Annotated in this window: 16 protein-coding genes and 3 pseudogenes; 8 read left to right on the top strand and 11 right to left on the bottom strand. The window is 63.1% G+C overall.

Features of this window, described 5'->3' with window-relative positions:
* Positions 1-434, top strand: a pseudogene (locus IT072_RS20675) (transposase); the annotation flags it as partial.
* A 20-nt stretch (positions 435-454) separates the two neighbouring features.
* On the opposite strand, the gene IT072_RS21455 reads toward IT072_RS20675, so the two are convergent.
* The gene (locus tag IT072_RS21455) at positions 455-664 is read right to left on the bottom strand and encodes a hypothetical protein (protein WP_442786819.1); all 210 of its coding nucleotides are present in this window, start codon (positions 662-664) and stop codon (positions 455-457) included.
* 132 nt (positions 665-796) lie between these two features.
* Positions 797-3,046, bottom strand: coding sequence for a trypsin-like serine protease (locus IT072_RS20685; protein WP_327058964.1), 2,250 nt, complete (start codon positions 3,044-3,046; stop codon positions 797-799).
* 792 nt (positions 3,047-3,838) lie between these two features.
* Here IT072_RS20685 and IT072_RS20690 point away from each other — a divergent pair.
* Positions 3,839-4,558: pseudogene (locus IT072_RS20690) on the top strand (IS256 family transposase); the annotation flags it as partial.
* A gap of 258 nt (positions 4,559-4,816) precedes the next feature.
* On the opposite strand, the gene IT072_RS20695 reads toward IT072_RS20690, so the two are convergent.
* From IT072_RS20695 to IT072_RS20710, 3 genes are all read right to left on the bottom strand, one after another.
* The gene (locus IT072_RS20695) at positions 4,817-5,680 is read right to left on the bottom strand and encodes an MTAP family purine nucleoside phosphorylase (protein ID WP_327058961.1); all 864 of its coding nucleotides are present in this window, start codon (positions 5,678-5,680) and stop codon (positions 4,817-4,819) included.
* Between the two features lie 137 nt (positions 5,681-5,817).
* Complete coding sequence (locus IT072_RS20700) at positions 5,818-6,075, bottom strand: hypothetical protein (RefSeq protein WP_223361089.1); 258 nt, start codon at positions 6,073-6,075, stop codon at positions 5,818-5,820.
* 1,044 nt (positions 6,076-7,119) lie between these two features.
* Positions 7,120-8,044 (bottom strand): IS5 family transposase gene (locus tag IT072_RS20710; RefSeq protein ID WP_442786820.1). Its coding sequence is split into 2 segments (ribosomal slippage): positions 7,120-7,699 and positions 7,698-8,044, totalling 927 coding nucleotides; the frame shifts between segments, so codons are not numbered across the junction.
* 700 nt (positions 8,045-8,744) lie between these two features.
* Between IT072_RS20710 and IT072_RS20715 the strand changes: the two genes are divergently transcribed.
* A complete protein-coding gene (locus IT072_RS20715; protein ID WP_223361090.1) occupies positions 8,745-9,566 on the top strand; it encodes a phosphatase PAP2 family protein in 822 nt (273 codons plus the stop codon).
* Positions 9,567-9,692: 126 nt separating this feature from the next.
* Here IT072_RS20715 and IT072_RS20720 read toward each other — a convergent pair whose 3' ends face one another.
* Both IT072_RS20720 and IT072_RS20725 read right to left on the bottom strand, forming a co-directional pair.
* Entirely contained in the window at positions 9,693-9,974 is a 282-nt protein-coding gene (locus tag IT072_RS20720) for an Rv0909 family putative TA system antitoxin (RefSeq protein WP_223359368.1), read from the bottom strand.
* 487 nt (positions 9,975-10,461) lie between these two features.
* A pseudogene (locus IT072_RS20725) lies at positions 10,462-10,759 on the bottom strand (IS21 family transposase); the annotation flags it as partial.
* Positions 10,760-11,170: 411 nt separating this feature from the next.
* On the opposite strand from IT072_RS20725, the gene IT072_RS20730 reads away from it, so the two are divergent.
* Positions 11,171-11,521, top strand: coding sequence for a VOC family protein (locus IT072_RS20730; RefSeq protein ID WP_223361091.1), 351 nt, complete (start codon positions 11,171-11,173; stop codon positions 11,519-11,521).
* A 345-nt stretch (positions 11,522-11,866) separates the two neighbouring features.
* Here IT072_RS20730 and IT072_RS20735 read toward each other — a convergent pair whose 3' ends face one another.
* Both IT072_RS20735 and IT072_RS20740 read right to left on the bottom strand, forming a co-directional pair.
* A complete protein-coding gene (locus tag IT072_RS20735; protein WP_223361092.1) occupies positions 11,867-12,595 on the bottom strand; it encodes an RES domain-containing protein in 729 nt (242 codons plus the stop codon).
* Entirely contained in the window at positions 12,592-12,993 is a 402-nt protein-coding gene (locus IT072_RS20740; RefSeq protein ID WP_223361093.1) for a hypothetical protein, read from the bottom strand. The genes IT072_RS20735 and IT072_RS20740 overlap by 4 nt, the downstream gene beginning before the upstream one ends.
* 154 nt (positions 12,994-13,147) lie before the next feature.
* Between IT072_RS20740 and IT072_RS20745 the strand changes: the two genes are divergently transcribed.
* Complete coding sequence (locus IT072_RS20745) at positions 13,148-13,498, top strand: ArsR/SmtB family transcription factor (RefSeq protein WP_223361094.1); 351 nt, start codon at positions 13,148-13,150, stop codon at positions 13,496-13,498.
* 270 nt (positions 13,499-13,768) lie between these two features.
* On the opposite strand, the gene IT072_RS20750 is transcribed toward IT072_RS20745, so the two are convergent.
* On the bottom strand, positions 13,769-13,996 hold the full coding sequence (locus IT072_RS20750) for a hypothetical protein (RefSeq protein WP_223361095.1): 228 nt from the start codon (positions 13,994-13,996) through the stop codon (positions 13,769-13,771).
* A 162-nt stretch (positions 13,997-14,158) separates the two neighbouring features.
* Here IT072_RS20750 and istA point away from each other — a divergent pair, with 162 nt between their 5' ends.
* The 3 genes from istA to IT072_RS20765 all read left to right on the top strand — a co-directional run bounded on the left by istA (position 14,159) and on the right by IT072_RS20765 (position 17,677).
* A complete protein-coding gene (gene istA / locus IT072_RS20755) occupies positions 14,159-15,826 on the top strand; it encodes an IS21 family transposase (RefSeq protein ID WP_223361118.1) in 1,668 nt (555 codons plus the stop codon).
* Positions 15,823-16,638 (top strand): IS21-like element helper ATPase IstB, encoded by an 816-nt coding sequence (gene istB / locus IT072_RS20760; RefSeq protein WP_223361096.1) that lies wholly within the window; start codon positions 15,823-15,825, stop codon positions 16,636-16,638. The genes istA and istB overlap by 4 nt, the downstream gene beginning before the upstream one ends.
* Before the next feature lie 156 nt (positions 16,639-16,794).
* Positions 16,795-17,677 (top strand): IS5 family transposase gene (locus tag IT072_RS20765; protein ID WP_442786817.1). Its coding sequence is split into 2 segments (ribosomal slippage): positions 16,795-17,166 and positions 17,168-17,677, totalling 882 coding nucleotides; the frame shifts between segments, so codons are not numbered across the junction.
* A 19-nt stretch (positions 17,678-17,696) separates the two neighbouring features.
* Here the strand turns inward: IT072_RS20765 and IT072_RS20770 are convergent.
* Entirely contained in the window at positions 17,697-18,071 is a 375-nt protein-coding gene (locus IT072_RS20770) for an EXLDI protein (protein WP_223358599.1), read from the bottom strand.
* Positions 18,072-19,191 lie beyond the last annotated feature (1,120 nt).

Below are 19,191 nucleotides of genomic sequence, written 5' to 3' on the forward strand. Positions count from 1 at the left end.
GGGCTGCCGCTGGTGATCGCCATCACACCCGGTCACTTGGGTGACGCACCCATGTTGATCCCGCTGCTGGAGCAGCTGCGCGTCGCCCGCCCGGTCGGCGACCAAGGACCCGCCCGGACGCGATCCGCGGCGACAAGGCCTACTCGTCCCGTGCGATCCGACAGCACCTGCGCGACCGCGGCATCGAAGCCGTCATCCCGCAGCCCTCCGATCAGATCGGGCACCGCCTCCGCCGCGGATCCCGAGGCGGCCGCCCGATCAGCTACGAACGGATCGACTACCGCAACCGCAACGTCATCGAACGCCGCTTCGCGAGCCTGAAGCAATGGCGCGGCATCGCCACCCGCTACGACAAACTCGCGATCCTGTTCCGCGCCGCCGCCGTCCTGAACGCCGTCATCGCCTGGACCAAACCATTAGGAGACACACCCTAGCTCGCGGACGAGCGGGTAGATCATTGTGGGGAGACGCCGAGTTTGAGGTTCGCCTGCGACAAATACGCCGCCGCCTCCCGCAACACCTCATTCTCCTGCTCCAGCAATCGGATCCGCTTCTTTGTCTCCCGCAGATCCTCGGCCTCCGCCTTTGTCACCCCGGGCCGGGCGCCGGCCTCGACATCGGCTTGCCGCATCCAGTGCCAACGGCACCCCAGATCTGGTGTCACCTATCCATGCGGCAGTCCCGTTTGAGGTCAGCGTAGTAGCTGGCCCCAAACGGGACTGCTACTCCGCTGACCTCAACGCGCCATCCCAACTGGAGATGGCACCCGCATAGAAGCGACATCAAACCCGGGACGCTACCCTCTAGTCTGGATGACTACTTCCATCGGCCAGCTGGATTGCCCACCCAACTGGTTGTTGATCACCGCAATATATGTTCCGGTATCCGTCACCTTCGGATACACGGGCGCCTCCCTGTTCGTACCCTCAATACCGAAGGTGAGCATGTAAAACGTACTCTTCCCATCGTCGCTGGGCATACTAGTTGCTTGGGTTCGAGGATTGTTCGGGTCCGAGTTCTGCCCGTCCGGCGCACCATCCCAATCATCCACGTACTCCATCGTGGTTTCGTCCCATTTCTTCCACAGCACCGTCGGAGGCGGAGATCCGACAACCTGCATACCTAACTGCGCATCCCCAATACTCCACGTATTCCCAACCACGGAACCATCACCCTGCCCCGGTACCTGAGCCACAATGCTCGGATACACCCAATTACCAATCATTACCTGCATCGATGTCGACCGGCCCGTGCCCAAACTATTTCTGGCCACCAACCGGTACCACCCCGAATCTGACGGGTCGGCGGGATTGGTATTGGTGCCAAAGGTCAGAACACTCGTGTCTGCCCCAGACACAGCCGGGGATACCACTGGCGCATAGTCACCGTCGTTCCCAGTTTTCGAGAACTCCCACGACAGTTGTGGTTGCTCGTCTTCCATCCCCGGATACGCAGCAAACACACTAAATACGCCCTGGGTTCCTCTCGTGACATACACCGGAACACCCGGACGCACTCCCGCGATCGGCCGCGGCGACTCCACCGTCACCACCTGGTTGCTTTCCGCCCCAGGCAATGGAACTCCGTCATCACCCAAACCGATCACCTTGCCAGAAACAGTCATCGGCAAAACCGTCAGATCCCACCGCCCCGGAGTATTCCCATCATTCACAGGTACCACAGCAACTCCGCGTTGATTCCCCGTCTGTGAGTCAACTTTCACCGGTTGAGCAGACCGCCACGAATCCTGCTCGGCCGGCTTCCCGAACACCCAATACCCCGAAACCTTCACCTCGCGCGACACCGTGGAAGACAAATTCCATGACACCAACACATTCCCTCGGCCCGCCCCCTGCGCCACCGCAGCAAGCTTCGACGGCATCGAAAACCCAGCCGTTCCCGTCACGAACTGGTTCGAACCCGCATCCGGCAATGGGAAACCATCCGGTCCAACCCCCAACACTGTCCCACTAGCATCAACGGGCAACGCCACCACCGACCACAACACCTCAGAACCACCCATCCCACCAACAGGCAGGTCCGCGTAGGGTGAGCCCGCAGGAACAAACTGTTGGGTCGCCTTTGACCAGGACGGACCATCCGTCGCATGTTTATAGAAGAACTGAAGGCCCCGCATATCAGACGTCACCGAGCACCACGGCGGGACCCAGCCATCGTCACGTGTCCTTGATGTTGAGGGGGTACATGTTTCGTTTGTGAACAAGCGAAGAATGCTCTCGCCAGATGCGTCTAATTCGTATGTGGGCCACACACCTATTTCGCGCAGAAAAGGCAGCTCACGAGAGAATACGACTCCACCCATCTCGAGAGGTGGCTCGTCGTCATAGCGGACGGTCAGAACTCCGACTACTCTCCGTTCATCGCCTTCGCCGACCACAATCGGGCCGCCTGAATCACCATCCTCGATTTGGCCAAACTCTTGAGTGAAAAAAGCAAGAAACGTACCTGGATAGGTATTACTGGCCCGAAAACCAAGGGTTGTGCCGTCCACGCTGCGAAGCTGACCATGGGAATTGTAACCGTACGCCGATGCGCGGGTGCGGTTAGCAGCAGCAGACAGCACATTGAATGACAAATCCAGTCGCGCAAACGCGCTCCTTGGCCAGTTTTCTAGCGGGTTGGCAAGGTGCAGAGCAGCAATATCGCCGTGACCGGAAAGAACCCTATCTACCGCAACGTAAGAATTCCTTAAGGAATTGGTGGGGGTACCCGGTTCTTGTAATTGAATACGTGCAGTGTGTGTGCCTTCTCCTCGCCTGGGGAGGACATGGCCAGCAGTGATCACCCACTCAGGCGAAACCACAAAACCTGTTCCGAAACCTACCTCATCAGGACTTGAGGGGCCCCCGACCTCGACTCGAGCAACCCAAGGAGAAGCTGGCGCACCTTGCCCATTTACAATGGTGTTAGCGGGGCTTGAAGCTGCAACGCGCGGCTGGCCAGAGCTGCCTCCCCCTTGTGCCTGAGGAATCCGGTTATTCGTCATGGAGACTCCCTCCGTGGTTGCTGAGGCAGGGCTCTGCATCGTGTCGTACAACTATTGCTTCGCTTGCCGGAGGTGGATACAGCCGGTTCGTCTTCATAGACCCCACTCTTATCACTGTATGCCGTATTTATCCCTAGCGACCGTCGAGAAAGCCAGGGGATACCTCAAGGAACAGCAGCTCGCCTACCAGACCACGTTGGTTGCGGCCGCCGACCTCGAAGCCGACCCGATGAGTGACCCGACCGAATTGCGTGTCGTGCAAGCGCAGCTTCGGAGCATCAAACGCGACCTCGACATTGTCGGCACGGACATACGGGCACTCACCCAGCTGAACGCTGAAGAGGGCAAAGCCGAGAGCGATGCTCGCGACTGCACGGCGGCTATGCCGACAGCCGAGCAGCCAGGCGCATATCTGGAATGGAGATCAACATGCCACCTCGAATGGACGACGCGCTTTAGCAACACGCCCTGGACACCACACCTACTCGGACCCAGCCAAACTCATCGTCCAGAAAGTCGGAACGACAACGCCCCAATAACTGCACCCCTAGGATGTGCTGCTTTCCGCATCTTCCGTCGAATCAGCCAGCTCAGCGCGACATGCGCCGAGCCAGAGTCGAGCGCACCACCAAACCTTGACAAGTGGAACTCGATCACGGCGTATCGGACCAGTCCCCGCGAGGTCGTTTGCGACCGCGCTCTCAACAGCGTGGCGAGCTCCGGTGCCGAAGATAACACCACGCGTTCGCGGTTCACTGCGTGGGGCTACCCGGTCCGGGTTGCGTTCGAACGGGGCAGCGACCGGGTGGCCCAGCGCAACGGGACTCGGCCGCGCGCACTGACCACCACCGCCGGCGAGTGGTGTTCCAAGTCGTGGTCGTCGCGGTCGGTGTCGCCGCGGACGGACGCCCGGAGGTCCTGGGCTTCAAGGTCGGCGAGACCGAGTCGCAACCGTTCTGGACCACGTTCCTGCGCTCGGTGAAAGCGCGCGGGCTGGGTGGAGAGAAGCTGGTGATCTCCGACGCTCACACCGGACTGATCGCCACTATTCAGACCGTGTTCGCTGGCGCGGCCTGGCAGCGCTGGCCGCGTTCACTTAATGCGCAACGTCCTCGCGAACGTCCCGAAGACCGCCGGGCCCATGGCCGCCTCGATCATCCGCACGATCTTCGCCCAACCCGACACCGAACATGTGATCGCCCAGTTCGGGGAGGTCACCCGGATTCTGGCACGCTCACACCCGAAGATCGCGGACATGCTCGATCACGCCCGCGATGACCTGCTCGCGTTCACCGGGTTCCGAGCGCGCACTGGCGGCAGATCTGGTCCACGAACCTGCTGGAGCGGGTCAACACGGAGATCGAACGCCGCACCGACGTCGTCGGCACCTTCCCCAACCCCGCCGCCCTGCTACGCCTGGCCGGGCACGTCCTGATCGAGCAGCACGATGAACGGGACGGCGCCGACCGCCACTACTTCAGTGAGCACTCCATGAAGCTCTTGAATGTCGAAACCGAGGAGGTGGCAATCCCCAAACTCGCTGCGGCATAATCACAGACAACTGATCCCGCACGGTGTCGAGAAATTCCACCACTCAACGGGACGCCACCGGTCACGGACACTTCAGAGTGGCTTGCTGTTGGGGGCGTGCCCGCGGGCCTGGACCGACCGGCAGTAGCGGGCGTTGATCGACTTGATGGTTCTGACGCTGCCGAACAACGCACTGGCCCTGAATTGGGAACGTTCCCAGTTCAGGGCCAGCGCTGAGTTTGTCAAATATGAGCGAATGAAAAGCGGGGCAGTTCAGCGTCAGAGCCGGATGGCGAGTGTGGGTGGGATGGCGCTATCGATGAGGGCCTGTTGGATGGTGTCGGTTTCGTCGGCCAGCTCCGTGTGGTGAGGGAGTGTGCTGCTGGTGAGTGCGGTGAGGACGGGCCCCAGTTGGGTGAGGAGAGTGGCGCGGTGTGCGAGGTGTTCTGCCCGCGTCAGGTGAGTGCTGGCGCGCAGACCGGCTCCGTAGTTGACGACGCCTGAAATTGTTGCGTAGGGCAGGCCGCTCGCGCGAGCGCAGAGAGCCTCGGCACCGATGGTCATTCCGATGATGGTGCCTCCGAGCTGATGAAACATGCGGATCTCCGCCGCGGTCTCAAACCGTGGCCCGTCGATGTTGACATAGCAGCCGCTGCGAACATCCGCATTCGGCAGTTCTCGATTCAGGGCTGCGTGCGCGGCCTGGCGAACGTCTTCGTCGAAGGGGACCGTGACATCAATCTCCCGGTAACGGCGCTGGCGCAGCAGCGGACTGGTGTGCCGGGCGAAGTCGATCAGCTGGTGCGGGAGCACAATCGTCAACGGTGGCAGATCGCTGCTCAGACTGCCCACCATCGACGTGCTGATGACCGCATCCACCCCCAATCGTTTCAACGCCTCCATGTTTGCTCGATGGTTCACGCGATGCGGACAAACCCTTCGATTTTGCCCACGAACCACGGTAATGACCTCGTTGGCGCCGCAACGGTTCAGCCGGTACCGGACAGGGCCATGAACAGTCCAAATCGTTCGCAGTCGAGTAGGGTGCTCCTGGCCGACCTCGCACGTGCTGCTGATTATCGCCCACCGCATCATGTACCTCCCATTGAGAGCGCCGATCGCTCTCCGCTCAGGTTCGGCCATTGCGCGCACTCAGGTAAACAGCCCCAGGTACGGCAGCTGCTCATACCCACGTGCCATGCCCCCAGTGCCCCGCTGATGCCTTCGGAAGTGAGCTATTCTTCGGATCTCAACTGCATCTCGCAGTGGCCATCGTGCAGCTATGCTGCGATGGCGGTGAAATCGCTTCCGGCGTTTGGTTCGTCCGGGATGACGTCGTTGGTTCCGAGGACGGGGCGGGTGGCGCCGACTCCGGTTGTGATGCCGCCGGTGACGGCGGCGATGGTTGCTGCGCCGAGTGTGCTGCTTGCCTCTGGTCGGTTGCCGGTAAGCGCGTTGATTCCCTGGACCAGCAGTGTCGCGGCGATGCCTTCGGCCATTCCGCCGGCAAAGAGAATGAGCCGTTCGGTGGTTCGCATGGTAGGACCTATTGTGCCCAGCAGACGATGCCGGCGAAGGCCATTTCGATGCCGGTGCCGTTCTCGCTCAGGCGTCGATCGACCAGGCGGCGTACTGGACCAGTACGGGGACGATCGCGACAAGCGCGGCAACAGAGAGCCCTGCCGCGGCTCCGGCGATGGCGGCGGCCAGCACCTCCGGTCGCGTGGGATCGAGTAGCGTGATCCCAGAGCCCCGCGACCAGCGAGCACACCGGAAACGGCGCGGTCACGCGGCGGCCGCCAGGTCACCTACGACGAGGTCGACTACAAGAACCGCAACGTGATCGAACGCGGCTTCTGCCCACTCAAGCAGTGGTGCGAGCATCCGCGCGATCGCGGAGCGGCTCGGGAGGGCGCCGTCTTCTAGTAAGGAGGGGACGAAACTCAGGCCGATTCAGTGGAAGCGACTGCGAACCCGTGACCCTGAAACTCGACGGTGTTGCGCTGCTCAGCCTCCGTAAGCCTCAGCGTAAGCAGTATAGAGGGCGTCGGACGTCCGCGGAATCAGAGGTCGGCGGATCATCGAATAAGGGGACCCGGCTGGAGGACGCCGGTGCCTGTCAGGGTTCCGGCCGACCCCCGCAGACACGAGTCTTGGATCACGGGTGCGGAGCACCTTCCCCGACCATCTGCAGTTGCGGGGGAGGGAGTGTCCCTTGACAGGTTCCGAGCGGCCGGACAGAGAATCCCCTCGATGCTCCGGCACCCGCCTGCAGGTGGCGACCTCCCCTGGGGCCAGGGCGCCGTGCCGGTGGGTGGGGGCAGGGTGAAACTGCAGGGCACCATCACACGGAGCGGCCCGGGCATGTCGGGGAGGTGCGTAGGATTTTCGTGTGTCCCGGGCTAAGACGCGATTTCCCCCAAAGAGTTGGTCCGCCCGGGGCGCTTCTTCATGCGGTATCCCGGTGTGCTGCAGCAGATAATCTTGCGGAGCCGCTGCTGCAGCACGCCACCGCATGAGAACTGTGTCGTCTGCCTGGGTCGTGACCAGCGGCGGCGCCTCACAAGCTGGTGGGGCGGGTGCTAGGGCGTGTCTTCTAACCGTTTGAGCCAGAGTGTGATTGCGCGGAGGACGACTGCTCCCCGGTAGGTGACGGCGAGGTTGTCGTAGTGGGTGGCGAGGCCTCGCCATTGCTTGGTGTCGCAGAAGCCGCGTTCGATGACGTTCCGTCCTCGGTAGTTGATCGCGTCGAATCGGGGTGGTCTGCCGCCCGCGCTGCCGCGGTTGAGGCGGTGTCGCTTCTGATCGTCGGGTTCGGGGATGACTGCCGCGATACCGCGTCGGCGGAGGTGGGAGCGGATTGCGCGTGATGAATACGCTTTGTCGCCGCGGACGGCGTCGGGCCGGGTGCGAGCTCGACCCATTCGATCTACTCGGAGCTGTCCCATCAAGGCGTCAAACATCGGCGAATCACCGGACTGGCCCGGCGTGAGGAGCACGACAAGCGGGAGTCCGTTGCCATCGACGAGTTGGTGGATCTTCGTCGACAGGCCGCCACGCGAGCGGCCGATCGCGTGGTCAGCGGGTTCCTGACGAAGATTCTTGTGATTCGATCGTGCCCCCTGGGGTGTTGGTGGGGCGGCGGCCCGCGGGCTCCTCGACACGGGCGAAGGTGGTCGCATGCTGGTGGGCTCGGTTGATCGTGGAATCCACGCTCACCGTCCAATCCAGCACCCCGGCCGCGTCGGCCTCAGTCAACAGCGCAGCATGCACCCGGTCCCAGGTGCCGTCGTGACTGAATCGGTTGTGACGCTTCCAGACCGTCTGCCAGGGACCGAACTCCGCCGGCAGATCCCGCCACGGAATCCCGGTCCGATACCGCCAAATGATGGCCTCGACCACCAAACGATGATCACCGAACGGGCGACCGCCCTTCGGCGACGGGGCCGGCATCAACGACGCGATCCGCTCCCACTGAGAATCCGACAACACCCGAGACCGCGACACAACGCCCAGCCTGCACCACGACCACAACAACGGTTAGAAGACACGCCCTAGGTGTTCTTCCTCGAGAGCCCTCGTGTGGGTCGGGGTGAGTTTCGCACCCATCGGACTCCAGGGAATCCCCCACGTAGCAACATCATTATGGTCGGAAGCGCATATCTTGCCGAGAAGGGTGATCATGATGGGTCTGTTTCCGGCCAGGGCGGCGGCGAGGACTGTATCTCTCTCCCTTCCATCCGGGCACTTGCTGCGAGCGGGGGAGTGGGTGCGTCAATTGATGGGTCGCTTAGAGGCATCCGACACGTTGCTCAGCGCCAGGGACCTCTCGGCGACGGATGTCTATCGAGTGGCATGCTATGACGCGGTCACCGGTGTGCGAGGCGGGGCGTCGTTGCTCGGCCAGCGGGCGGTGGCTTCGAAGACCGGTCTGACAGTCTCCGAAGTGAACCGTGCCCGACTCGTCATGTTTGAGCTCGGTTTCTGCGCAAGAGACCTGTCTGGAATTTCGAGTATTAGTAAGCGGCGTGGGTGAGTTGTCGCACGTTAACAGCCGCGGCCGTATATCCCAACCGACCCGACCGCCTCACCCACATCGGGCGACGAGCCACGCTGTGCGCCGGATCTGACGAACTCTTCAGCGTTGGCCGCTGTGCGCAACGGCACGTCCTACGCGGACGCCAACGGGAACCTAAGAATTGAGCGGGTGCCCGATGCGACCGATACCACCCATCAGTTCACCGATGAAACGGTGGCATTGAGCACTGACTACGGAGTGTCGGCGATCTGCACCAGTGGCGGCTATCCCAGCGGACACACAACGAAGGCCTATCAGGCCGGAATCACACTCGCGACGCTGCTCCCAGAACTTGCACCAGAAATCCTTGCCCGTGCCTCCGAGGCGGGCAACAACCGTATCGTTCTCGGGGTGCATTCACCCCTGGACGTCATCGGTGGGCGCATTGTCGGGCAAGCCGCGTCAGCAGCACGGTGGTCCGACCCGATCTACCGGAGCAAGGTACTCGAACCGGCGCGAACAGAGCTCATCACCTACCTCGAAAACAGGTGTGGAGGAACTGTCGCGGGCTGCGCCGCAAGAGGCGATCCCTACCAATCGAACCCGTACGGCGGCCGCTCGACCCCTGCCGACACCGATGAGACAGTCACCGATCGCGCCAGCGCCGTGTCCACCTACCAATCACGATTGACGTACGGATTCTCCCCGATCGACGACACCAGCCTGCCGCCATCTGTCCCCGCCGGCGCGGCCAACCTCCTCCTGACCACATTTCCCACGTTGTCCGAGGAACAACGTACATCCGTCCTTGCGCAGACACAGCTCGCTTCCGGATACCCACTGGACCTGACAGTAACCGGGGGCCCGGCCTGGCAACGGCTGAACCTCGCCGCAGCGATGAGCGCCACCGTGCGCATCAACCACGACGGAACGGTCACCGTCACCAACACCGGAGGGCAAGCATCCGTACTCGAAGATCCTGACCGGCTCAAAGGAGAGAACACAGGATGACAACCTCGCCAGCCACCGGCATCATCTACCGCACCGCCGTCGTCCTCAACACCGTCATCGCCCGGACCAAAGACTTTGTCAGACACACCCTAGCAAGCGGTGAGGGGCACCCCGTTGGGGTGCCCCTCACCGCTTTGGACGGACCGTTGGTGACTTCTTGACAGTCTCGGTTTGGTGGCCGAGCTTGTCTTCGATGGTGTGGCGAGCATCATCAAGCTGCTGTTCGAATTTGCCACCAGTGGCCTTGTTGACTGCACCTTCAACAGCGTCCAGCACCTTGTCGACGACAACCTCACCCTCCGCGCTCTGCATGAGCCCTTCGACCTTCCCGACCGCATCCTCAATCCCCATTGCCACCACTCCCTTCACTTGAGCAGTCACACAACGCCCAACATCACGAGAAACCACGACGCCCCAGCTCCTACCGGACGAAAACACCCCACCATTAACCCGCGCACACGCAATCCATCTGAAGTCGCCGGGGTGATGCTCCCACGCTCAGGTTTGCGGGGAACGGTGGGGGCCGTTGTTGAGAGGGCGCCGCGTACGTCCCCGTCGGTCACGGCGCCCTCTGGGTGGCACGGCCAGCGAAAGCCGCGCCGCTCACCTGCCCTGTCAACCCACCCGTCGACTGGGCTGCTTCGAGCCAACCAGCCACTCCTGTCGCAACCGTTCGGTAGACGAAGCTGTCCACTATTTTCACCCGGACTGTAGGTCTTTCCGGCCAACGGTCGATAAGGGGCGAAATAACAGACCACGGTCATGGTGGACCCCGTAGCGTCGGATCGGAATGAACTGTCAATGCGGGGTGAACTTTCACCCCGTTTCGCCGTTTGAATCTTGACCCTCTGGGGTCAGTTTTTTGTCGGCGTGGTCTTTGGTGATGAGGTCTCGGCGGCCGCAGCTCAGAGACCCGAGCGCGGAAGATCGACGCCGAATGCTGCCAGTCGACCCGCTCCGCGATCACCGACGCCGGCATCCTCGGGAACTCGGCCAACAGCGCCCGAATCTGCGGCTCGAACGCGTCGACCAGCGATCCCGCGGCAGGTCGTTGATACTCCGGCGGCCTGTCTGATCGCAACGCGGCCCGCACCGTGTTCCGCGAGATCCCAAGCCGCCGAACGATCTCCTTGATCAGGAACTTCTCCGCCGTACAACCGACAGATCTCTGCCCAATCTTCCACTTCGATCACCCTCCCAAGAGTGCCGAAGAAGTCAAAATTCAAACGACACCAGAGGGTGATTATTCACCCGGCAGCGACAAAAACGTTCAGTTTCTCACGAACGCTGACACATGGAGTGCAAGCGCGGCCCGACGGGGCCGCCACCTCACCCGGGGAGGGTGAACCCGGTCCTGGGCGCCGACCCGAATGATCCACACGAGTAAGGACGCTGGAGGGTGAGGGGTGTTCCGGGTGGAGCGAGGATCCCCTAATGTTGTCGCCGACCCGGGACGCTCCCACCTGCGGGCATCGATCCTTCCCTCGAGCATCGCGTCGACCTCCGCCCTGTCGGTCAGGTCAGCGGGCGCGCCCGATCACGGGCGTTCAGTTTCGTGCGCTGGCCCGCTGTAGCATGGGACCTCCGTGACGAGAGGAGCCAGCATGCCGGTGACGGGCATCGGAGGAGTGTTCCTCCGCAGCCGTGATCCAGAGGTACGGGCCGCCTGGTACCGAGAGCACCTCGGCATCGATGCTGGCCAGAATGCCCTGTGGGCGCAGGAAGCCGGTCCGACAGTGTTCGCACCGTTCCCGGCCGACTCGGACTATTTCACCGCCGACCAACCGATGATGTTGAACCTGCGCGTGACCAATCTCGATGAGCTTGCCGCGTCGCTGGAAGAAGCGGGCATCAACGTCGAGCGTCGCACCGAGTGGGAGGGGGAGTACGGTCGCTTCGCGCGCATCCACGACCCCGAGGGCCTGCCGATCGAGCTGTGGGAATCCGCCAACTGACACAGCGCGGCCACCAGCCCAACTACATCACCCCCGCCGGTACCCGACCCTCGGTTCGGTAAGGACGGGTCTGGATCCACAAACCGGGCGCAGGCGTCAGCCGAAGCCCGCCCATGTGCTCTGATGGGCGCATAGCGACCGATGCGAGCGGTCATCGACGACCCGGCGACGACCGTGTTTCAGCTGCAGGCGCACATCCGGTCGGTGCAGCGCGACGATCCCGGGGGGGGACCCGGCCCCCGACCACTCGTCACCCCCAACACTACTTGTCGGTCTGGGACAAACTCAGGAATACCGGGCCAATCCCGCAGCCACGCCGGCTGCTCACGGAGCGTGAGCTCAATGTCAGATCTCAGCCCAGTGCAGCCCCAGACGATCGAACGCTTCCAGGAGCTCCACAGTGTCGGGCGCGACCCTCTGTGGCGTGCCCTGAGGATCAATTTGCCGGCTGCCCTGTGCGTCGTCCGCGCGCTCGAAGACTGCCCACATGCGGATCTCGTCGCCATGGCGGGATCGGAACTCGATTCCGTCGACGAACTCATTGCGATCCGCGTCGCGTAGGTCGTAGATCCAGTGGGCGATCGACCGGGTCAGATCGCGATCGCGTGCATCTTTCAGCATTGCACTGTCGACGTCGGCCGGAGCGATGTCGTGGCGGTCGAATCGGTAGCCGGCCTTCAACGCGGCCAGGCTGTCCGAGTGTGTGATGAAGCAGTACCGCCCATACTGCTCGGCGTCGCCGAACAGCCGGTCCTCCAACCAGCGAAGTCCGACCTCACCCCTGCCGCCCTCGGGGTGCTTCCCGACGCTTCCGTCATCGTCATCGAAATCGTCTAACGCTGCCTCGACCGTCGACGATGGCTGCAGCTTTGAAAGCAGCTCGAGGAAGCACCCGAGAAGACTGTCGGAAGTGTAGAGGGTGCGGAATTGGCCGAGCTGGTCATCCCAGCGCCCGTTGAAAAGACCTTCGTCGGTCGCGAACTGCCAAGGCGTCCACGCCCACATATCGGGTTCGAAACCGACTCGCCACACTCGGCCCGGGTTGCCCGAGACATTCAGAGCTACAGGGCTCATCCGATGTACGCGAACGACTTCGCGGCGGCGAGCACCTCGCGTGCGACCTCCATCGGCTCGCCTTCGCGCAGGATGCGCGCCGGAGCCTCATCACCCAGCGACGGATTCATGCCCTTGAACCACGACTGCACGGTGACAGCGTCGTAGCGCTCCCGAAGCAGAGCGGCCGCGTGAAAGGCGTGGCGCAGCCTTTCCTGGTCCTTCTCGCCGGGCGCGCCCTGACCGTCGACCCATACAGAGACCGAGCGCGCGGATTTGACGCCACCGATGTAACCGACAAGCCTCACGCCGAGAATCTCGCGCAACCGGCCCACCATGTCGTCGAACGGCAAACCGATCGACTCTTCATACGCCCGCAGACCGGGGCGCTGATCTGGAGCAGTTCCGATACGAGCCATACGACGAGACTATCCCGATAATCCTTAAAAGTCATTCAAACCGAGCTATCCAATGCATCCAAAAATACACCCATTTTCCCCGCCGATAATATATCTTATGTCAGCTTGGGCCTATATGCACTCGGAATGGCACTATTCCTGTAGCGTTTCATGCGTGGTGAACGTGTACTCCCCCTCCGATCCGGATCGACCCGACTTGGTCGAGCTCGCGATCGATACGCTCGGCAACCTCGCCCGGAACCAAATCCTCAGGCACATCGCGATCAACCCCGAAACCTACTTCGGAAAGATCCGTCAAGCCGCGCCCGGCATCAACCCGAACACTCTCTCCAGGCATTTACGACACCTCGAGAACGCAGGCCTGGTGACAGTCGACCTACCACCGGCGGAACGCAAAGGCCGCTCACCCCGCTACACCACCAACCCAGACCAACTCGCCATCCTCTTCAACGCCTGGTTCCTCTACCTCAACGCCAGCCTCTCCCCCACCCGACCCATCACGTAACCGGCGCGGCGAGGTCCACTGGGTCGCTGTCCGTGGCTCGATGAGGCTTGTCTGCTCAACGAACACGAGCCCTCTTGTCCTCGGAAGCCGCGGCAGATCCCCTTCGAAGGCGGCCCGCAGCGAAGCGAAGGGGTGGCGTCTGCGACGCACAACACCGCAACCCCACCAACGACACGACAACTCGCCCGGGCCGCCCACCTCGACAGCAACCAAGCACCGACAAAAGGGAAATCACCCTGTGCCGGCACCCTCATGCGCAGCCTCGACGACTCAAGTCCCAGTGACGTAGGGAGCCTGGTTCGCACCATCCGAGAACGGCACCGTCCAGTTCTCCGGCCGATAGTGCGCCCCCGCGGCCTGGAACAGGATCTGGTTGCCCACATCGTCCGGGTCATCGAACAAGACTTGAACGTCGTCGTCCTCGAACAGGAGGCCGCCGAGCTCGTCACGCCATCCCAGGTCGAGACGGACCCCGTTGTCATCCACGACGACCTGCACTTGCCCGATCAGCAGCCAGAGCGCGATGTTTCTGACAGGTTGAAGTGGCCCAGGCTTGTCGCCTCGATTTGGCCCAATGTGCTGTATGTCGGTGTGGCTGTGACGGTTTGATTTGGCCCACCCCTGAGCGTGTTCTCGTTCGAGTTGGACGAGGAGGGCCAGTTGGGGTCGAGAGTGGATTTGTACGCTGAGATTCGTCGGGCGGCGCGCGTCGAGGAGCTGTCGGTGAATGCGCTGGCCAAGCGGTTCCGTGTTCACCGGCGCACGATCCGACAGGCGTTGGAGTCGTCGGTGCCGCCGCCGCGGAAGACGCCGGTGCGGGCGTCGCCGAAGATCGGCCCGTTCAAGAACACGATCGACGGGATGCTCCGAGCGAACCTCACGGCGCCGAAGAAGCAGCGTCAGACGGTCACGCGGATCCATGCCCGACTGCTGGACGAGTTCGGCGCGGCCCTCTCATACGCCGCGGTCCGTGACTACTGCGCCAAGCGGAAGCCGGAGATCGCGGCCGAGGTCGGGCGCCTTCCAGACGTCTTCGTCCCGCAAGAGCACGCGCCGGCGGCCGAGGCGGAGGTGGATTTCGGTGAGGTTTGGGTGGTGCTTGCAGGGGTGAAGACGAAGTGTCACATGTTCACCTTCCGGCTGTCGCACTCGGGGAAGGCCGTCCACCGCGTCTATTCGACGCAGTCGCAGGAGGCGTTCCTGGAGGGCCATATCGATGCGTTCGAGGAAATCGGCGGGGTTCCGACTCTCCACATCAAGTACGACAATCTCACCGCTGCGGTGAAGACGGTGATCTATGGCACCGACCGCCGTCGGGTCGAGAACGACCGTTGGGTGCTGTTCCGCTCCCACTATGGCTTTGACCCGTTCTACTGCCTGCCAGGCGTCGAGGGCGCTCATGAGAAGGGCGGTGTCGAGGGCGAGGTCGGCCGGTTCCGTCGCACCTGGCTCTCCCCGATGCCGGAGGTCGACACCCTGGCTGAGTTGAATGAGCAGATTCGCCGCTGGGATCTCCGTGACGAGGATCGCCGCATCAACCAGCGCCGCTCCACGGTCGGTGCCGACTTCGCCGCCGAACGGCCGCTGCTTTGGCCGTTGCCGGCGGAACGGTTCGATCCGGGATTGGTGCTGCAGCCTCGAGTGGATCGCTCGAGCCTGATCACGGTCCGGATGGCGAAGTATTCTGTCCCCGTCCGGCTGATCGGCCGCAAGGTCCGGGTCTCGCTGCGCGCTTTCGAGGTTGTCGTGTTCGACGGCCACACCGAAGTCGCCCGCCACGAGCGGGTGGTCGCCAAGGGCGGTGAGTCGATCGTGTTGGACCACTATCTCGAGGTGCTGCGGAAGAAGCCGGGCGCGTTCCCCGGCTCGGTCGCGCTTGCTCAGGCCCGCCAGTCCGGGTGGTTCTCCACCGCGCATGAGGCGTTCTGGCAGGAGTCGCGGAAGGCCAACGGCGATGCCGCCGGCACCCGCGAGCTCATCGAGGTCCTCCTGCTGCACCGGCACATGCGCGCCGCTGACGTGATCGCCGGGATCCGCGCGGCGCTGACCGTCGGCGCGGTCTCCGCTGACGTCGTCGCCGTCGAGGCCCGCCTGCACGCTGGTGGGTCCGTTTCGGGCCGACATCTCGTTGAACAGCGCGCTGGCCGTGAGCAACGTGTTGTCAGTCTCACCCAGCGCCGCCTGACCGATCCCGCGGCCGTGATCGCCGGGCTCCCGCCGGACAAACGGCCAATGCCAACCGTCACCGCCTACGACGAGCTGCTGAAACGCCGTCCAGTCTTCACCGACCCCACCGTTACTGAGAGAGAAGGAACAACGAACACATGAGTCCCACCGCAACATCGATCACGACCACGCTACGCCGGCAACGTGGGATGACCGAGGAAACCGCCGCGGCCGCCGTCGACCAAGCCTGCAGACGGCTGCGTCTTCCAACGGTTCGGGCGGTCATGGACGAAGCGATCACCATCGCGAACCGGGAGCAGCTGTCCTACCAAGGGTTTCTCGCCGAGCTGCTGCTGGCCGAGTGCGACGACCGCGACCGCCGCTCCACCGTCCGCCGCGTCAACGGAGCCGGGTTCCCCAGACAGAAATGGTTGGGCGACTTCGACTTCGACGCCAACCCGAACATCAACCCCGCGACCATCCACACCCTCGCCACCGGCGATTGGATCCGTCGCGGCGACCCGCTCTGCCTCATCGGCGACTCCGGCACCGGCAAGTCCCACCTCCTCATCGGACTCGGCACCGCCGCGGCCGAGAAGGGCTATCGGGTCAAGTTCACCCTTGCCACGAAACTCGTAAACGAGCTCGTTGAAGCAGCCGACGAGAAACAGCTCGCTCGCACCATCGCCCGTTACGGCCGCGTCGACCTGCTCTGCATTGACGAGCTCGGCTACATGGAACTCGACCGCCGCGGCGCCGAGCTCCTCTTCCAAGCCCTCACCGAACGCGAAGAGAAAGCCTCCGTCGCGATCGCATCCAACGAGTCCTTCTCCGGCTGGACCAAAACCTTCACCGACCCCAGGCTCTGCGCCGCCATCGTCGACCGGCTCACCTTCAACGGCCACATCGTCGAAACCGGAACCGAGTCCTACCGCCTCGCCCACACCCGAACCGCAGCAACCACAACGCGCTAACCCTTGTGCCAGATCAAGGCGACAGCCTTGGGCCAACTCAACTTGACAGAGTCACTTTTCCGCATCCACAATGACAACGCCTTGTGGGACGTAGATGTAGGCCTTTAGGGCGTGTTGCTAAACGCATTTGGGTGCGTTGGGGTGAGTCTTGGACCCGTGTCGCGTGATGTGATCTCGGATGAGGCGTGGGCGGTGATCGGTCCGTTGTTCCCATCGGTGAAGTCGACGGGTCGGCCGCCGGTGGATCGGCGTACGGTGGTCGAGGCGACGGCGTGGCGGTTCCGGACCGGGGCGCCGTGGAGGGATGTGCCGGAGCGGTTCGGGAACTGGAACACGATCTACAAGAACTTCAACCGGTGGTCCGGGCAGGGTGTGTGGGCGCGGGTGTTGGAGAAGACGCAGTCGCTCGCGCAGCGGTCCGGAGATTTGGACTGGGTCGCGTCGATCGATTCCACGATCGTGCGCGTGCACCAGCACGGAGCGACCCTGCCACGCGCCACGGGGGGCTACATCGAACTACAAGAAGTTTGGTGACGAGCCGCCCGATCACGCGATCGGTCGCTCCCGCGGCGGTCTGACGACCAAGAGCCACCTCGTCTGCGACGGGAAGGGCCGCGCGCTGGCGTTCGTTCTCACGTCAGGGCAGACGGCGGATACGAGCATGCTGACCGCGACGCTCAGCGAGATCCGCGTCCCCGGTGCCCGCGGCAGACCACGCTCACTCCCGGACCGAGTGCTCGCGGACAAGGGCTACCCTTCGAAGGCGAACCGGGCTTGGTTGCGGGAACGAGGGATCGCCGCGACGATCCCCGAGCGCGACGATCAGATCACGCACCGACGCAAGCGGCGCGGGCGGCCGATCGACTTCGGTGAGCAGCAGCGGGCCCGCTATCGCGGCCGCAACGTCGTCGAGCGGTGCTTCAACAAGCTCAAGCAATGGCGCGGGATCGCGATGCGCTCAGACAAGACCGCCCGCAACTACTATGCCGGGCTCTGCCTCGCCGCCACCCTCCACTGGGTAGGGACGCTCACGACCTGACGAGCGCGAGGTCGGACCTTCAGATGTCGAGGTCCTCGACGTCGGGGACCGTGAGCGCTGTCATCGTGGCTTGGACCAGCTCTGGCGGTAACTCGTTCGCCATCGCCGCAGTATCGGGGAAGACCGACAGAGATCGTTGACCTGACCGCCACCAGTCTTCCGACCACGTCCTTGGGTTGTTCCATACGGGGGCGTCCTCGTGTGGTGAGATGAAGAGTCGCCAGTTCGGACCCTCGCGCTGGTAGACCGCGATCTGTCCTCCGGAGGTCGCATACACGCGGTAGGTGATCGAGCGCGAACCGTCCTGACTCTCGAACCGCAAGAGCTGACGCCCCGTAAAACGCTTCACCGTGATCACCGGGCCATCGCTGACGTCGACTTCGACTTCGCCCATCTTCTCCGCTCCTCGCTCCTGCTCTCGTGCTGCGACGAACAACCGCAGGCCTGAAGCCACTGCGGCAGAGAGCCCCCCGGCAAGTTCCGCCGCCCGGTCGAATAGCGCCGCATCGTCAGCAGACACATACACGTTCCGAGTAGCCATGCGCATAAGTATGCGCACATCTTGGAGCCGAGTCAACCGGCCATCTCGATCGCACGACGCTCTTTAGCAACACGGCCTAGGAAAGTGGGCTCTTCTTAGCCGGCGCGGGGGGATGCGTCATGAACTCGGTGGACGTGGGCATGATGGTTTTGTGACCGCAACCGGGTGGGGCTGGTGGGCAGGCAGGTGGGGCTGGTGGGCAGGCAGGTGGGGCTGGTAGACAGGGTTGTATGGGAAACCGAGCACACACCACATCCACCGGCCGCAATTCTGTCGACGGTCCCGTCCCGGGTCGGGGTTCCCAGGCCATAACCAACAGTGGCGATCGGGACCCCGTCCCCTGGATTCTGCGCGTCACAGTCGCCGCCCCTGAAGGAAGGGCCCGATCGTCTGTGACGGTACTTGGGTTGTATTGGGGAACAACAGCCGAGGGGATGGTGCGGGTTCCCCAGAGGGTGTTAGACGAAGTTACCCCCGAGGCGACCGGCGAGAATCCCCACCCGGAACCCGACTTGACACGCTTATCAGTCACGACAGTAGGTGGGCGCCCAGCAGGACCGGGTCGTCAGGTGTCGACGGTGGCAGGTTGGCGATCGTTGGGAGGCGGGGTGGCCGAGTTGAGACTCACAACTTGGCGAAGGAGCCGCGGCAGCAGTGACATCCCGGTGACTAATACTCCGTTTCCTGACCCGTCGGCGCCGGTACCGGCGGCAGGAGCAGGAACCGTCTACTGGGGACGCGGCACAGGTAACGCCCAGGCTGGGGTAGACACTCAGCGGGAGGGGTGGGGCCGGGTGATAAATCCGGCGTATCGACGTTCGGCCGATGATCCCTTTTTGTATGTGCTGGATGAGAACCGGGTGAACCCGGCCAATGCGGGGGATCCGAACGCAGTGGAGAGCTATTTGACCAATCAAACTGATTTGGGGTCAGTGGTGATGCTCCCCAACCCGGACAACCCGACGGAGTTGGT

It is taken from the genome of Leifsonia sp. ZF2019 (assembly GCF_019924635.1).
In the GTDB taxonomy this organism is placed as follows: Bacteria; Actinomycetota; Actinomycetes; order Actinomycetales; family Microbacteriaceae; genus Leifsonia.

Excerpts from the sequence above, each read along its gene's own strand:
- istB (WP_223361096.1), top strand. The coding sequence starts at position 15,823 with ATGAGTCCCACCGCAACATCGATCACGACCACGCTACGCCGGCAACGT.
- IT072_RS20730 (WP_223361091.1), top strand. The coding sequence starts at position 11,171 with ATGCCGGTGACGGGCATCGGAGGAGTGTTCCTCCGCAGCCGTGATCCA.
- IT072_RS20700 (WP_223361089.1), bottom strand. The coding sequence starts at position 6,075 with ATGCGAACCACCGAACGGCTCATTCTCTTTGCCGGCGGAATGGCCGAA.
- IT072_RS20695 (WP_327058961.1), bottom strand. The coding sequence starts at position 5,680 with ATGGCCGAACCTGAGCGGAGAGCGATCGGCGCTCTCAATGGGAGGTAC.
- IT072_RS20740 (WP_223361093.1), bottom strand. The coding sequence starts at position 12,993 with ATGGCTCGTATCGGAACTGCTCCAGATCAGCGCCCCGGTCTGCGGGCG.
- IT072_RS20770 (WP_223358599.1), bottom strand. The coding sequence starts at position 18,071 with ATGGGCGAAGTCGAAGTCGACGTCAGCGATGGCCCGGTGATCACGGTG.
- IT072_RS20685 (WP_327058964.1), bottom strand. The coding sequence starts at position 3,046 with ATGCAGAGCCCTGCCTCAGCAACCACGGAGGGAGTCTCCATGACGAAT.
- IT072_RS20735 (WP_223361092.1), bottom strand. The coding sequence starts at position 12,595 with ATGAGCCCTGTAGCTCTGAATGTCTCGGGCAACCCGGGCCGAGTGTGG.